Raw genomic sequence first — 14,670 nt, 5'->3', positions numbered from 1 at the left:
TAAAATGTTGGCTTTTTTATATGTACAACTACTTTCATACCAAGGGTGGCACTTATCTTAGAGTACATCTAAAACTATTTAGAACATTTTACCTCTATACAAATATCCTTGGATTATTTGAAAACACCCCATCTACTCCAAAATCAACTAACTCCTCATACCTTTCTATAGAATTTACTGTATATGGATAAACCTCAAAGCCATATTCCTTACAACTCTTCACAAAACTCCTATCCACATAAACATGATTTGGATGAATGCTTGTTATGTTTAGACCGCTATTTTTCACATATTCCCAAGTATTTAATAGCCGATAATGAAACAACATACCTAAGGGTATTTTAGTTGTCAGTTCCTGGATGTGCTTCAAAGCGATATGATCAAAGGAAGAGATAAAAACATTATAAAAACGTTCATTGTCCCAGAGGCAATGTAGCAGAATTTCTTCAATCCCATCATATATCACAGGGATATTCTTAATTTCGATATTTATAATTAAATTCTTCGGGCAGATAGCTAATACCTCATTAAGTGTAGGTAGTGTAATACCTTTAGAATCCGTACTAAAAGAAGCTCCAATATCAATTTTTTTGATTTCTTCCAAAGTGTAATCTTTAATTTGGCCTTTTACTTCTTTATTAAAACGGCTGAATTTATGGTCATGACAGACAATCAACTCGTTGTCTTTTGTTAGCTGGATATCCAATTCAATCGCTCTTGCTCCAGAATCAATCGCTTTTTGAAAAGCGGGGATTGTATTCTCGGGTGCTTCCGTTAATGAACCGCGATGAGCAAAATTTAAAGTCATAAAATCACTCCTTAATTAAATGATAGATGAAAATAAACACTAAATACAAGTGAAAAGAGAAAAGCATTAAAATTAAATAGGAAGGGTATGTTAACGTTATCGTAAAAGTTTAATTTAATGATGTACAGTAAAGCTCCCATAGATAATATTTATAAGGTATACTTAACCAAGAGAAAAGTCTTTATAGAAAAAAGAGGTGGCTATGTGATTAACATAGTGGTTTTGTCTGCTATATCCATGTTAATTTCATTACTAATTACGCCAATAGTAATTAAATATTCAAAGAAGCTTCATTTGACTGATAAACCAAATCAGCGAAAGGTACATAAAGCGCCTGTACCGACCCTCGGTGGCCTGGCTATTTTTTTGAGCTTTATCATCGGTTTACTTATACAGAATCCGGTTAGTGAATTTCATTTAGCAATTATATGTGCGGCATTTTTAATAGTGGCATTGGGAATTATTGATGACCTGAAAGACTTGTCGCCAAGAGTAAAGATGCTAACCCAAATTGCAGCAGCCGCTTTAGTTGTCTATTGGGGCGGTTTACAGGTTGATTTTATTAATTTACCATTTGGCGGTCGATTTGAGTTCGGGATATTGAGTCCGCTTATTACTATCTTCTGGATTGTCGGAGTTACCAATGCGATTAATTTTATTGATGGATTGGACGGGCTAGCGGCAGGGGTATCATCTATTGCATTATTGACTATTGCAGGTATGGCGATGAGTATGGGAGATGTATATGTAACTACGATGGCTCTGGTTCTATTTTTCAGCACGGTCGGATTTTTACGCTATAATTTTTTCCCTGCAAAAATATTTATGGGCGATACGGGGGCTTTGTTTTTAGGATTTATGATTTCCGTATTAGCTTTGCTTGGCTTTAAGAACGTTACGTTTATCTCTTTTATAGTTCCTATATTCATTTTAGCCGTTCCGATATCGGATACACTAATAGCAATGATTAGAAGGTTCATCAATAAGCAACCAGTATCAAGCCCGGACAGTTCCCATATGCATCATCGTTTTATTAGATTGGGGTTTACCCATAAACAGGCGGTTTTACTAATTTATGTACTAAGCGCAATGTTCAGTTTAGCAGCGGTATTATTTTCCATGACAACAATATGGGGATCCATCCTAATTTTTATAGTAGCAATGTGTGTAATACAAGCGCTGATTGAAAATCTGGAAATGATAAACAGTGATTATAAACCGCTAACGAATTTATTTAAAAAAGCATTGAGACATAAATCATAATCACTTTTATTAAGGTAGAAAAAAACTGCTGAGCCTATAGAGCTCAGCAGTTTTTATTTAATATGGTGATGTATCGTTGTTTATAGTAGTTTCCGAATCACTTGCCGTTGTGTCAGCAGATTTTACTTCCAAATGATCTTGTAGCAATTGTTTGGTTTCATTTAAAGCAACTTCATCAAGTACCCAGTAATAGGTGCTTCCGGGCTGCGAATCATAACCCTCTAAGGAAATGGTTTCAAAGTCTAGGTTAGTTCCTTTAGTTCCATAAGAGATAAAGCTCTTCATTTCGCTAAAGGTCATGTTTGTTGTCATATTGCTTCCAACAGCCTCTAAGATATCATCATATTTCAATAGCGAGTTCACTGAAACAGCCTTATTAATGACGGCTTTAATGATTTCTTGCTGCCTTTTACCACGCTCAATATCGTTATCAAGCTTTCTGGTTCGTGCCAGTGCAAGTGCTTCTTCACCATCGAGGTCCTGCAATCCCGGCATAAGATGGATAGCGCCCGCCATGTCCTTGGAATTCTGTTCATTTAATTCATAAGGAACATCAACCTCAATGCCATCAACCGCATCAACGACATCGATAAATGCTTCGAAGTTAAGCTTGACATAATAGTCTACTGGAATATCCAATAAATTCTCAACTGTTTCAATAGTTGCCTCTGTCCCGCCATATGCATGGGCATGATTAATTTTCGTCTCGTAACCCACTTCTGGGATATAAACTAAGGAATCGCGCGGAATACTCACTAATTTTACGCTTTTATCATCTTTATTCAATGTGGCAAGCATGAGTGTGTCTGTTCTTGAATTCTCAGCATTATTACGCACATTGCTTGCATCCACACCCATAATTAATACAGATACATTATCAATGTTGGGATCAACTGCAGCATCCCTGAGTTCAGATTTTTCCCGGCCATCCTTTTCGTAGGACTCTGACAAAACTGTATCTGCTTTGATATATAAATAGGAGGCATAGGATAGAATAGCTACAAAGGCTATAACAACTGGAAGTAAAATAAAATAAACTCGTTTCCGGAGTTTGCGTTTCTTTCTTTTGACAATACGCGTTTCTTTTGAATTGTATTTAGACATATATTAAATCTCCCTTTTATTTAACTGCTGGAGTATATTCAGTTGCTACCAAAATTACTTAAAATGATATAGAATAAAAATATAACTTTTAATAATATCACATTTCATATAGGAATTGCGTTAAGAAAACACTAACATCAATTTTACTATGAATATACCTATTCGTAAATACAAATTTTATTACATTTATATTATTCAATAGATTAGACGTCTATGTATCTTGAAAGGTTGCTAAAAAATGAAGAATTCTATAGAAACAGTAAAAATTATGGATATAAGCTTTATAAACACAACAAAAAAGGACTTATTGCATTATCATCTTTTTCCGAAGCTTAACACCGGACAACAGTGTTTTGTTGTAACAGCTAATCCTGAAATAGTGATGAAGGCAAGAGAAGATGATACATATAAGCAAATAATCCAATCGGCAGACTATGTTATACCTGATGGCAGCGGGATAATAATGGCAGCAAATTATATAAAGCAGCCACTTCAGGAAAAAATTCCCGGCTATGATTTAATGATCGATTTATTAAAATTTGCAGAGATTCAAGGACTAAGCTGCTATTTTCTTGGAGCGAAGGAGTATATAAATGAAAAAGCGGTTTTACAAGCAGAAAAACAGTTTCCAAATTTAAAGATTGCTGGATATCATCATGGATTCTTTGAAATTGACGATTCTGTAATTGCTGATGAGGTAGCAAATTCCAATCCTGACATTGTTCTTGTGGCTTTAGGGTTTCCGAAACAGGAGCAATGGATAGCGAAACATAAGGACAAGTTTTCCAAGGGACTTTTTATGGGAGTGGGGGGGAGCTTTGATGTTTTGGCAGGAGAAGTGAAGCGTGCGCCGAAACAGTGGATTAACCTCAACTTAGAGTGGCTATATCGCCTATTGAAACAGCCCTTTAGATATAAACGGATAATTAAGGTATTTGAATTTATGTTTCGAGTGATTTTAAAGAAATAGAACAACTCCTCATTCCTTGGTTGAAAACTGACTAGCAGTTTTTATGCGATTCCCAAATGTTTAAGAAGATATCAATTATCGCACCATGCAATCTTTACATAAAATTAATTTCATTAATAATAAAAATAGCCAATAATGATGTTAGAATAAATATAACATATAAAACATAACGGGGTGACAATATCAATGACTAAACGCATTCGAGTAATGACTATCTTCGGGACAAGACCTGAAGCAATCAAAATGGCACCGCTTGTCCTTGAATTAAACAAACGTGACGAGGAATTTGAATCGATCGTAACAGTTACCGCACAGCACAGGGAAATGCTCGATCAGGTTCTGGAGATTTTTGACATCACCCCAGATTTTGACTTGAACATTATGAAAAAACAGCAGTCTCTTGCACAGATTACGACGCGCGCCCTTGAGGGACTTGATGAGGTTATGAAGGAAACCAAGCCGGATATTGTTCTCGTACATGGTGATACAACAACAACGTTTGCGGCCTCACTGGCTGCATACTACAATCAGATCGCTGTCGGGCATGTGGAAGCGGGCCTTCGTACATGGGATAAATATTCCCCCTATCCGGAAGAAATGAACCGCCAGCTTACTGGTGTTATGGCAGATTTGCATTTCTCGCCGACTGAAAAATCAAAGCAAAATTTACTGAATGAAAACAAACGTGCTGAAAGTATCGTGGTTACTGGGAACACTGCAATTGATGCACTGAAAACAACTGTAGATGATAACTATTCCAGTCCTATTCTGAACCAATTGGGTGATAAAAGACTTGTCTTAATGACGGCCCATCGCAGAGAAAATCTTGGCAATAACATGGAGCAAATGTTTAGAGCAATTAAGCGGCTTGTTAAAGCACATGATGACATCCAAGTGATCTACCCAGTTCATTTAAATCCGCTCGTTCAACAAACTGCAAACGAAATTCTTGGTAATGATGACCGGATTCAATTGATCGAACCTCTAGGAGTTGTCGATTTTCATAACTTCGCATCACGTTCCTATCTAATCCTGACTGATTCTGGTGGCGTGCAGGAAGAGGCCCCTTCATTGGGAGTACCTGTCTTAGTGCTGCGAGATACAACAGAACGGCCGGAGGGAATAGATGCAGGGACACTGAAATTAGCGGGCACGGATGAAGATACAATCTTCAATCTAGCTAATGAATTGCTCTCTGATGAAGAAGCACATGATAAAATGGCTAAGGCATCCAATCCTTACGGGGACGGAGAAGCATCACGCAGAATTGGGGATGCGATCGTAAGTTATTTCGACAAATAGAATATCAATAAGAGCCAATGGTATTTGTGAACAGTACAAACACCATTGGCTTTATTTGTTGAATGAAGGATTATAAAAAGTAAACTGTTCGATTTATTACGTAAAACTGACATAGGCTAATGAGATTAAATGATAATCAATGGAATAAAACACTTTCTCCTCTTTTAGACATTTATCGAAAAAAAGTTCAATTTCCCGGGAAATATCGACAATATAGAGAATAAGATTAGAAAGGAAAGGGCTAATTAATAAAATGGAATAAGACAAAATGAATACATTCTGTCAACTTTTACAAAAAAACGATGAAATTCTTCTTCAGCGGTAGTATAATTTCTGGGTGTCCTAATGCTTTACTTTTACAAGTTTTAGGACAGGAGGAATTTTTCTCATTCTTATTTAAAACGATAATCAACTATCATCTTCACATGCATTCTAACAACAGGAGGTTTCTCATATGATGAATTATTTTCAAAATCTAGGTAAGTCCCTGATGCTCCCGGTAGCTGTCTTGCCGGCGGCTGCTATCCTAATGGGAATCGGGTATTGGATCGACCCGGATGGCTGGGGTTCAGGAAATGTGGCTGCGGCATTTCTAATAAGTGCTGGTAGTGCCATTTTAGATTACATACCAATCCTTTTTGCGGTCGGTGTAGCCATCGGGATGACAAAGGCAAAGGATGGTCCAGCCGCACTCAGTGGGTTGGTCGGCTATCTCGTGATTACAACTGTTCTTTCTACGGATAATGTTGCTAACCTGCAGCAAATAGATCCGGAAAATGTAAACATGGCTTTTGGTTCCATCGAAAATGTTTTTATTGGAATTATCTCCGGGTTAATTTCAGCAGCTATATACAACAGGTATAGCAATGTAACTTTGCCGGATGCATTTGCTTTCTTTAGTGGAAAACGGCTCGTGCCAATCCTAACGGCAGTTGCGATGCTTATCGTATCTATCGTTATGTTGTTTGTATGGCCGGTTCTATACTCTGGATTAATATCCTTTGGTACGGCATTCAGTAATCTGGGAGCGGTTGGAGCTGGGTTATATGGATTTTTCAATCGTATTCTGATACCAACAGGACTGCACCATGCATTGAATAATGTTTTCTGGTTTGATGTTGCGGGCATCAATGATATCGGTAATTTTTGGGATGGTAATGGTGTAAAAGGAGTAACTGGAATGTACCAGGCCGGGTTCTTCCCAATCATGATGTTCGGTCTTCCGGCAGCAGCACTTGCGATGTACCATACCGCAAAAACAAAGCGCAAAAAGCAAGCCGCATCGCTACTCATGGCTACTGCTTTTGCTTCCTTCTTTACCGGTGTAACAGAACCACTTGAATTCTCATTCATGTTCTTGGCACCAGCACTTTATTTCGTGCACGCTGTACTGACAGGGATTTCCTTGGCAATCGCAGCAGCCTTTGACTGGACTGCCGGATTTAGCTTCAGTGCTGGATTGGTGGACTTTGTCTTGAGCTCGCAGCTTCCTATGGCCAATGAGCCATATATGCTGCTCGTACAAGGACTGGCATTCGCAGTAATTTATTACTTCTTATTCCGCTTCCTTATTGTCAAATTCAACTTTAAGACACCAGGCCGCGAGGAAGAAGATTCGGAAACGGCAGCAACAGAGACTACCGCAAAAACAGGAGACAGGTTTGCTGTTATGGCTGCACAAATTTATGCTGGTCTCGGTGGGGATGATAATGTATCCTCTGTTGATAATTGTGCAACTAGACTAAGAGTAGAAGTGAAAGACATGGATAAGGTAGATCAAAAGGGGCTAAAAGCAACTGGTGTTCCTGGTATTAATATTGTCGGCAAGCACAACATCCAAGTCATAGTAGGGACACAGGTACAGGCGGTTGCAGAAGAAGTGAGGAAAATCCGTAAACAATAGATTGTTCTCAATTAGCAGGCTGGTGCTCCACGTGGAGTGCTGGCCTTTTGGATAGATGGCCAGAATCGATTGAACTGATTATGAGACTAATTCAGGATGGTGGTGGAACAGTCAAGCCAATCTCGTCTCCTGCTTGACCTGTTATTACTTAAAGTATTACTATTAAAATTAAACATTTTATGATAAATTAATGTGCCAAAAAGGCTGAATATCGAAATTTGTTGAAAAGTTGGAGGGAATCTTATGTTTAAGAAGTTATTTGGCAAGAAGGAACAGGAGAAATTTGCTGCACCAATGACAGGTGAAATCATTCCGATCACAGAAGTACCGGATGAAGTATTTTCCGGAAAGATGATGGGAGATGGTTTTGCAATTGTCCCTAAGGATAGCACAATCGTTTCCCCGATTGACGGTAAAGTCGTAAATATCTTTCCGACAAAGCATGCAATCGGTCTCCTATCTGAGAGCGGCAGAGAAGTTTTAATACATATCGGGATTGATACAGTTGAATTAAATGGTGAAGGCTTTGAGAGCCTCGTTAAGGAGAATGACCATGTACAGGCTGGGCAACCGTTAATGAAAGCCGATTTTGAGCTTATCGCAGCCAAGGCCGCATCAACCGTTACTCCAATTGTATTTACCAATCTTAATGAAGGCGAAACCGTAACGCTTGAAAAACAAGGCAATGTAGATAAAGGTGAAGAAAATATAATTTTGATTAAATAAGCGATCTGCTGAGAGCATTCCTCAGTACGGCGCCCATGCAGCGCCCGGCTAATCTTTGGTCGGGTGTTGTAGTTTAATTGGAATTCGCGCAATAACCATCGAAAAACGCGCGATCCCAGGCCGGATTCGCGCAATAGCCATTGAATATCGCGCAATCCCTCCGGAAAAACGCGCGATCCCACGCCGAATTCGCGCAATACCTCCCGAAAAACGCGCGATCCCAGGCCGAATTCGCGCAATAACCACCGAAAATCGCGCGATCCCAGGCTAAATTTGCGCAACCGCCGCCCTTCCCGCCACAACCTATCCCGCTCCTAAACAGTCTCTAGCCGTGTTCGCTAATAGCCTTCAGTGTCTTCTGTCGATTCTCCATTAGTTTTTCATTCTTCAGCAGCTTATAGGTCAGCAAATCTAATAAAAATAATCCTGGAAGTTGTGTATTTATAAATTTTTCATCTTCTATGTATTTATAGCTTGTAATCAAAACCACTTCATCGGCCAGTTTGGTCAGCGGGGTTTCCGCATAGTTTGTTATTGCAATGGTGGTTGCTTTGTTTTCTTTTGCCAGCTTTGCTGCGCTGACAACCGATTTTGTCATGCCAGAATTGGAGAAACAGATGATTATATCGTTTTCATTTAATAGTGCACTTTTCATGAGCATTCCGTGAGCATCTGTTATCGATTCGGAGGAGATGCCCATGCGCTGGATTCTGCTGTTGAATTCATTGGAAATCAGGCCGGAATTCCCGATTCCGCAAAATAGTATTTTGCCGGCACTCAATATTAAATCAACGATTCTGGTAGTCTGTTCTTCTGATATGAACTGTTGAGTCGATGTAAGGATCGAATGATAATAATTATAGATGATATCGAAGGTTTTATCTGTTTTGATTGTATCTATAGCGCTTTGTTCTATGGAATATTTCATCTGTTGAAACGAATCAAAGCCAAGCTTTTTGCAGAACCTCGTGATGCTCGCAGGGGATACGTGAATTTCATCGGATAGTTCGGTAATTGTTTTGCTGACTACGGTTTCTTTGTTTGCTGCCAAATGGCGGATGATTTTCCGGTCATTCGTAGTTAGTATGGAGTTATATTTCTGGATTCGATTCTCAAAATTCATCAGATAAATTGTCCTTTCTCGCCGAAGCATAGGGTGAGATTTTGAGTATATATTGTAGAACATCTGTATGTTCATCATGCTTCGTGTTCTTTTATCATAACATGTTAAAAAGATAATCGAAAACAATCCATTGACTGACTTGTTTTCGTTTGATATCATAATAATGAAATTATTTTCAGATTAGGGGGCTTAATATGAAAAGTTTTTTCAGTAAGGCACAGCAGTTTGGTAAGTCATTTATGCTGCCTATCGCAATTTTACCTGCAGCTGGTCTCTTGTTAGGAATCGGTGGGGCACTTTCCAATCCCAATACGGTTGCTGCCTATCCGATATTGGATTTTGTCTGGCTGCAGGCTATATTTACGGTGATGAGCTCGGCCGGTAACATTGTGTTTGCCAACTTGCCGGTTATTTTTGCCGTTGGAGTTGCGATTGGTTTGGCGAAGTCTGATAAGGGTACTGCTGGTTTAGCAGCTTTAATTGGCTATCTGGTTATGAATGCAACCATTAATGCCATACTAATCATTACCGGCAATTTAGCCACTGAAAATCTTTCAGCAGTCGGGCAAGGTACCGCTCTTGGAATACAGACGCTGGAAGCCGGTGTATTCGGTGGTATCGTTGTCGGAATTATGGCGGGACTACTACATAATCGTTTCAATAAGATCGAATTACCCCAGTTTTTGGGATTCTTTGGTGGTTCTCGTTTCGTACCGATTATCACATCGTTTTCCGCTATTATTCTTGGAGTGGCAATGTATTATATCTGGCCGATTTTCCAAAGCCTTATTTTCAACATAGGGGATATTGTTAATGCAACCGGTTATATCGGTACATTTTTCTATGGATTTATTTTAAGAATGCTTGGACCCTTTGGCTTGCACCATATTTTCTATCTGCCATTTTGGCAAACAGGCCTGGGCGGTGCGCTGGAAATTGGCGGACAATTGGTGCAGGGGACACAGAATATCTTCTTTGCCCAATTGGGAGACCCTGGTACAGAGAAATTCTTTGAAGGTACATCCCGTTTCATGTCCGGGCGCTTTATCACTATGATGTTCGGATTGCTAGGTGCCGCTTATGCAATCTATCGTACGGCAAAGCCTAAACATAAGAAGGTCGTCGGCGGTTTAATGCTATCCGCTGCATTGACTTCTTTCTTAACAGGTATTACAGAACCATTGGAATTCTCATTCTTGTTTGTCGCACCCTTATTGTACGTTGTGCATGCTATCTTTGATGGACTTGCATTTATGTTTGCGCATATTTTCCAAATTACAATCGGTCAGACCTTCTCGGGCGGGTTTATTGATTTCATCCTGTTCGGGATATTGCAAGGGCAGGAGCTTACCAATTGGTTATATGTCATTCCAATCGGTGTTATCTGGTTCTTCCTGTATTTCTTTACCTTCAGTTTCCTGATCAAAAAGTTTAATTTCAAAACACCAGGCCGTGAAGATGAGAAGGTAATGGATGCCAATGCAGACGATGAGGCTGGTGCCAAGACTGCCGAATTGACTAAAGAAGGACGCCCATATGCCATCATCGAAGCGCTTGGCGGCAAAGGAAATCTGATGGATGTAGACAACTGTGCAACCCGTCTGCGAGTTACCGTCAAAGACGGCGGCAAGATTGACAAGGAAGCTTTGCAGGGAACGGGAAGCAAGGGAGTTATCGTTAAAGGAGACGGGGTTCAGGTCGTTTATGGACCTCAGGTTTCGGTTATCAAAAATGAAATTGAAGAAGTTTTAGAAGACAATTAGGAGTTGAAAACTGTGCATTTACCAAAAAATTTAATCGTATCCTGTCAGGCTCTTGAGAGTGAGCCGCTCCATTCCTCGTTCATCATGAGCAAGATGGCACTGGCAGCCTATCAAGGCGGAGCCAAAGGGATTCGTGCAAATTCTAAAGAAGACATCTTAGAGATCAAAAAAGAAGTAAATCTTCCAGTGATCGGCATTGTCAAAAGGAATTATCCAAATTCGGAAGTGTTTATTACGGCAACGTCCCGGGAAGTCGATGAGCTGATTGAAAGCGGATGTGAAGTAATCGCAATGGATGCGACAATGAACCGAAGACCGGAAGAATCACTGGAGGAATTGGTTCGCTATGTACGGGAGAAAGCTCCGAATATTGAATTGATGGCAGACATATCCACTGTTGAAGAAGCGAGAATCGCAGAACAGCTTGGATTTGATTATATCGGAACAACATTACATGGTTACACTAGCAGCACAGCGGGTAAGAAAATGTATAGCAATGATTTTGCATTTCTTAAAGAAGTAATGAACGCTGTCAACAAGCCAGTAATTGCTGAAGGGAACGTCGCAACTCCGCAAATGCTGAAACGCGTTTTCGAATTAGGTGTATACTCAGCAGTTGTTGGCGGGGCAATCACGAGACCAAGAGACATCACAATAAAATTTGTAAATGAAATTAATGATATAGTATAGAAAATAGAGATCTTTTGCCATTGCATGGAGAATGAATCAAGGATTATTTTGGAATCTTGATTTGTCCTCTCTGTACATGGCTTTTCTGTTTAAGGTATGCTTGTTTAGTGGACATAAGACTGTTAATATACGCGGAAAGGAACATGCAAACATGGACAAACCAATTTTTATCAAGCATGCAAAAGTATATTTGGAAGAAAAGGTTATCCCCGTTGGAGGGATTTATATAGAAAAAGGGCGAATTCAATCGATTGCAGAAGGGGAAGAAGTACCAGTTCTCCCTGCTGATGCCCAAATCATTGATGGAAAGGGACTGAATCTGATACCTGGTTTCATCGATGGCCATATCCATGGTGCATACGGTGCAGATGTCATGGATGCTACCGAAGCAGCGCTTGATACAATGGCTAAGAACCTTGCAAGCGAGGGTACAACAAGCTTTCTGGCAACGACAATTACGCAGTCGCCGGAGAATATTGCTAAGGCTCTGGAAAATATTGCAGCTTATGAAAATAAGGCGGGGCAAACAGAACTTATCGGTGTGCATCTGGAAGGCCCTTTTGTCGAAAAATCAAAAGCCGGAGCGCAGCCTGAGCAATATATTATGGAACCGGACGTGGAGAAGTTTAGCGAATGGCAGAAGCTGTCAGGCGGTAAAATAAAAACAATCACGATGGCACCTGAGCATGATCAGGATGGAGCTTTTATCCGTCAATTGGCCGAAGAAGGGGTTAATGTGTCAGCAGGGCATACTGCTACGGACTTCGCCGGGATGAGACAAGCTGTAGATTATGGTGTACAGCAAGTAACACATTTATGTAATGCCATGTCCGGGATTCACCACCGTGATATTGGCGTGGTCGGTGCTGCCTTTCAATTGGAAGAGCTGCGCGGGGAAATTATAGCGGACGGGGTTCATGTCGCTCCGGAAATGCTCCAATTGATTTACAGTAATATGGGCAGCGGACGGTTGATTCTGATTACCGATTCAATGCGGGCCAAGGGATTGCCAGCAGGAGACTATGAATTAGGAGGCCAGCCGGTTATCGTGGATAATGGCAGGGCAATACTGAAGGATGGGACGTTGGCCGGAAGCATTCTTAAAATGAACGAAGGTGCACAGCAGCTGCTCAAGCTAGACGGAACCGGAATCGAGGAAATAATCGAAATGGCATCTATAAATCCTGCGAAACAGTTAAATGTTTATGATAGAAAAGGAAGTATCGAAGTAGGCAAGGACGCAGATGTACTGCTGGTCGACAATCAGCTCAACATAAAATACACCATCTGCCAAGGCACCATCGCACACCAATAAAGTACCAAGGTGCCATTAAGGTGATAATAAGGTGCCAGCTACCAAGGTGCCTGTCACTTCCCGAAATTTGTCGAATTGTATGCTTAGGAGGTTGAATAATTTGAAGGTTGTTAAGGTGAAAGATTATGATGAAATGAGCGATATGGCATGCTCCTTTCTAATTGAGAAGATAGAGAGGCTGCAGGATCCGGTTTTGGGGCTTGCAACCGGGAGTACGCCAGAAGGTTTGTACAAACGTTTGATTGAAAAATATAACGATCGGAAAGTATCTTTTGAGAAGGTTTCTACATTCAACCTGGATGAATATGTCGGAGTTGCAAAGGACGACCCTCACAGCTACCACTATTATATGAAGGATAAATTCTTTCAGCATATTGATATCTCGATGGATCGTGTGAATGTGCCAAGTGGAATGGCAGAGGATCTTCAGCTTCAATGTGAGGAATATGAAAAAAGAATGGTCGACGCCGGCCAAGTTGATATTCAGGTATTGGGTATCGGTGTCAATGGACATATTGGATTCAATGAGCCAGGGACGTCCTTTTTCAGCAGGACACATATCGTTGATTTGGAGGAATCGACCAGAAAAGCGAATGCACGATATTTCGATTCGATTGATGATGTGCCCACGCAAGCAATTACAATGGGAATTGAGACAATCATGGATAGCAAGGAAATACTATTGCTCGTTTCTGGAGCTGAGAAAGGCAGGGCACTTGCCAGGCTGCTGAATGATGAGAGTGAAATCACAGAGGAATTTCCAGCTTCCATATTGAAGCGGCATGAGCGCGTTACGATCATTGCGGATTGGGAAGCCTTGAATGGATAAAGTTTGAAAGGATAGGGGATGGCACTGTTGCTGCAGTGCTCATCCCCTTTGTTATAGCTTCTTAACAGCAATCGCTGCAGAATAGTTTGTGGTTTTACATCCTTCCAGATCCTGCTCTCCCAGCAATCCGAGTTCAATGGCCGCATTAACCTTTCCCTCATTCGGTTTTTTGATCACTTGAATAAGGTCATGCAATTGCATTTCCTCCAGCCGTGCTACTGTATCTTTTTCATTAAACTTCTCGGATTTCCTGATCTGGCGGAGTAATTTGTAGCTGCCCTCTTCAATTTCCCCTTTTTTATTCGGCCCAGCATATTGATTCATATATGCATGAAAATTACTTTTCAGCTGATTCATCTCCGCTTCTATTTCCTTCTTCATCTTATTGAGGTCATAATATCGTGCCAACATTTCCTCCGTTATTAGCAAGTTTTCTGCATTCATTCCTATCCCTCCAGATAAAGCTTGTTTCTAGAGTATATTTTAATTTGGGAGGGAATATTACTACTAATATTGTCTTGGGACGGCATTAGTTTTTATTGGGAGTGGAGCATAGCGGCAGCGGGCGGATGTCGCATCGCGCGAAACGCGGCAGGGATTGCGCGAAACGAGGCGGATACCGCGCGAAACGGTGCAGGAGTCGCGCGAAAATAGACGGTAATCGCGCGAAACCAGGCTAGAACTGCGCGGAAATGAGGCAGAACCGCGCAAAACCAGGCTAGAACTGCGCGGAAATGAGGCAGAACCGCGCGAAACCAGGCTAGAACTGCGCAAAAATGTACCAGAACCGCGCGAAACCAGGCCAGAACTGCGCGAAAATGAGGCGGGACCGCGCGAAACCATGCCAGAACTGCGCGAACCGAGGCTGGAACCG

The 14,670-nt window shown here is 40.8% G+C and carries 13 protein-coding genes; 9 read left to right on the top strand and 4 right to left on the bottom strand.

All coding sequences use genetic code 11. The annotated features are described in order from the left end of the window. Positions 1–94: 94 nt before the first annotated feature. The gene (locus OMHG_RS03170) at positions 95–808 is read right to left on the bottom strand and encodes a glycerophosphodiester phosphodiesterase (protein WP_010648257.1); all 714 of its coding nucleotides are present in this window, start codon (positions 806–808) and stop codon (positions 95–97) included. 237 nt (positions 809–1,045) lie between these two features. Between OMHG_RS03170 and OMHG_RS03165 the strand changes: the two genes are divergently transcribed. Next, on the top strand, positions 1,046–2,071 hold the full coding sequence (locus tag OMHG_RS03165) for a glycosyltransferase family 4 protein (protein WP_044476767.1): 1,026 nt from the start codon (positions 1,046–1,048) through the stop codon (positions 2,069–2,071). A 57-nt stretch (positions 2,072–2,128) separates the two neighbouring features. Here the strand turns inward: OMHG_RS03165 and OMHG_RS03160 are convergent, their stop codons facing one another. Next, the gene (locus OMHG_RS03160) at positions 2,129–3,175 is read right to left on the bottom strand and encodes an LCP family protein (RefSeq protein WP_010648253.1); all 1,047 of its coding nucleotides are present in this window, start codon (positions 3,173–3,175) and stop codon (positions 2,129–2,131) included. Between the two features lie 238 nt (positions 3,176–3,413). Between OMHG_RS03160 and OMHG_RS03155 the strand changes: the two genes are divergently transcribed. The 4 genes from OMHG_RS03155 (at position 3,414) to OMHG_RS03140 (ending at position 8,076) form a co-directional block, all read left to right on the top strand. After that, positions 3,414–4,145 carry a WecB/TagA/CpsF family glycosyltransferase gene (locus tag OMHG_RS03155; RefSeq protein ID WP_010648251.1) on the top strand — a complete coding sequence of 244 codons (732 nt, stop codon included), beginning with the start codon at positions 3,414–3,416 and terminating at the stop codon, positions 4,143–4,145. 186 nt (positions 4,146–4,331) lie between these two features. Then, positions 4,332–5,447 (top strand): non-hydrolyzing UDP-N-acetylglucosamine 2-epimerase, encoded by a 1,116-nt coding sequence (wecB, locus tag OMHG_RS03150; RefSeq protein ID WP_010648249.1) that lies wholly within the window; start codon positions 4,332–4,334, stop codon positions 5,445–5,447. 454 nt (positions 5,448–5,901) lie between these two features. After that, positions 5,902–7,350, top strand: a complete 1,449-nt coding sequence (nagE, locus tag OMHG_RS03145; RefSeq protein WP_010648247.1) for an N-acetylglucosamine-specific PTS transporter subunit IIBC — start codon at positions 5,902–5,904, stop codon at positions 7,348–7,350. Between the two features lie 243 nt (positions 7,351–7,593). Continuing rightward, complete coding sequence (locus tag OMHG_RS03140; RefSeq protein WP_010648245.1) at positions 7,594–8,076, top strand: PTS sugar transporter subunit IIA; 483 nt, start codon at positions 7,594–7,596, stop codon at positions 8,074–8,076. Positions 8,077–8,401: 325 nt separating this feature from the next. Here OMHG_RS03140 and OMHG_RS03135 read toward each other — a convergent pair whose 3' ends face one another. Then, on the bottom strand, positions 8,402–9,199 hold the full coding sequence (locus OMHG_RS03135; protein WP_010648243.1) for a MurR/RpiR family transcriptional regulator: 798 nt from the start codon (positions 9,197–9,199) through the stop codon (positions 8,402–8,404). A 194-nt stretch (positions 9,200–9,393) separates the two neighbouring features. Between OMHG_RS03135 and OMHG_RS03130 the strand changes: the two genes are divergently transcribed. The 4 genes from OMHG_RS03130 to nagB all read left to right on the top strand — a co-directional run bounded on the left by OMHG_RS03130 (position 9,394) and on the right by nagB (position 13,796). Then, entirely contained in the window at positions 9,394–10,962 is a 1,569-nt protein-coding gene (locus OMHG_RS03130) for a maltose/glucose-specific PTS transporter subunit IIC (RefSeq protein ID WP_010648242.1), read from the top strand. A gap of 12 nt (positions 10,963–10,974) precedes the next feature. Further along, entirely contained in the window at positions 10,975–11,652 is a 678-nt protein-coding gene (locus tag OMHG_RS03125; RefSeq protein WP_010648241.1) for an N-acetylmannosamine-6-phosphate 2-epimerase, read from the top strand. A 151-nt stretch (positions 11,653–11,803) separates the two neighbouring features. Beyond that, the gene (gene nagA, locus OMHG_RS03120; protein WP_010648240.1) at positions 11,804–12,967 is read left to right on the top strand and encodes an N-acetylglucosamine-6-phosphate deacetylase; all 1,164 of its coding nucleotides are present in this window, start codon (positions 11,804–11,806) and stop codon (positions 12,965–12,967) included. 100 nt (positions 12,968–13,067) lie between these two features. Continuing rightward, a complete protein-coding gene (gene nagB / locus OMHG_RS03115) occupies positions 13,068–13,796 on the top strand; it encodes a glucosamine-6-phosphate deaminase (protein WP_010648238.1) in 729 nt (242 codons plus the stop codon). A gap of 51 nt (positions 13,797–13,847) precedes the next feature. Here the strand turns inward: nagB and OMHG_RS03110 are convergent, their stop codons facing one another. After that, positions 13,848–14,240, bottom strand: coding sequence for a hypothetical protein (locus OMHG_RS03110; RefSeq protein WP_010648235.1), 393 nt, complete (start codon positions 14,238–14,240; stop codon positions 13,848–13,850). Positions 14,241–14,670: the final 430 nt, after the last annotated feature.

This window comes from Oceanobacillus massiliensis str. N'diop (assembly GCF_000285495.1).
Taxonomy (GTDB): Bacteria; Bacillota; Bacilli; order Bacillales; family Amphibacillaceae; genus Oceanobacillus; species Oceanobacillus massiliensis.
This window is presented reverse-complemented; position numbering and strand designations above follow the sequence as displayed.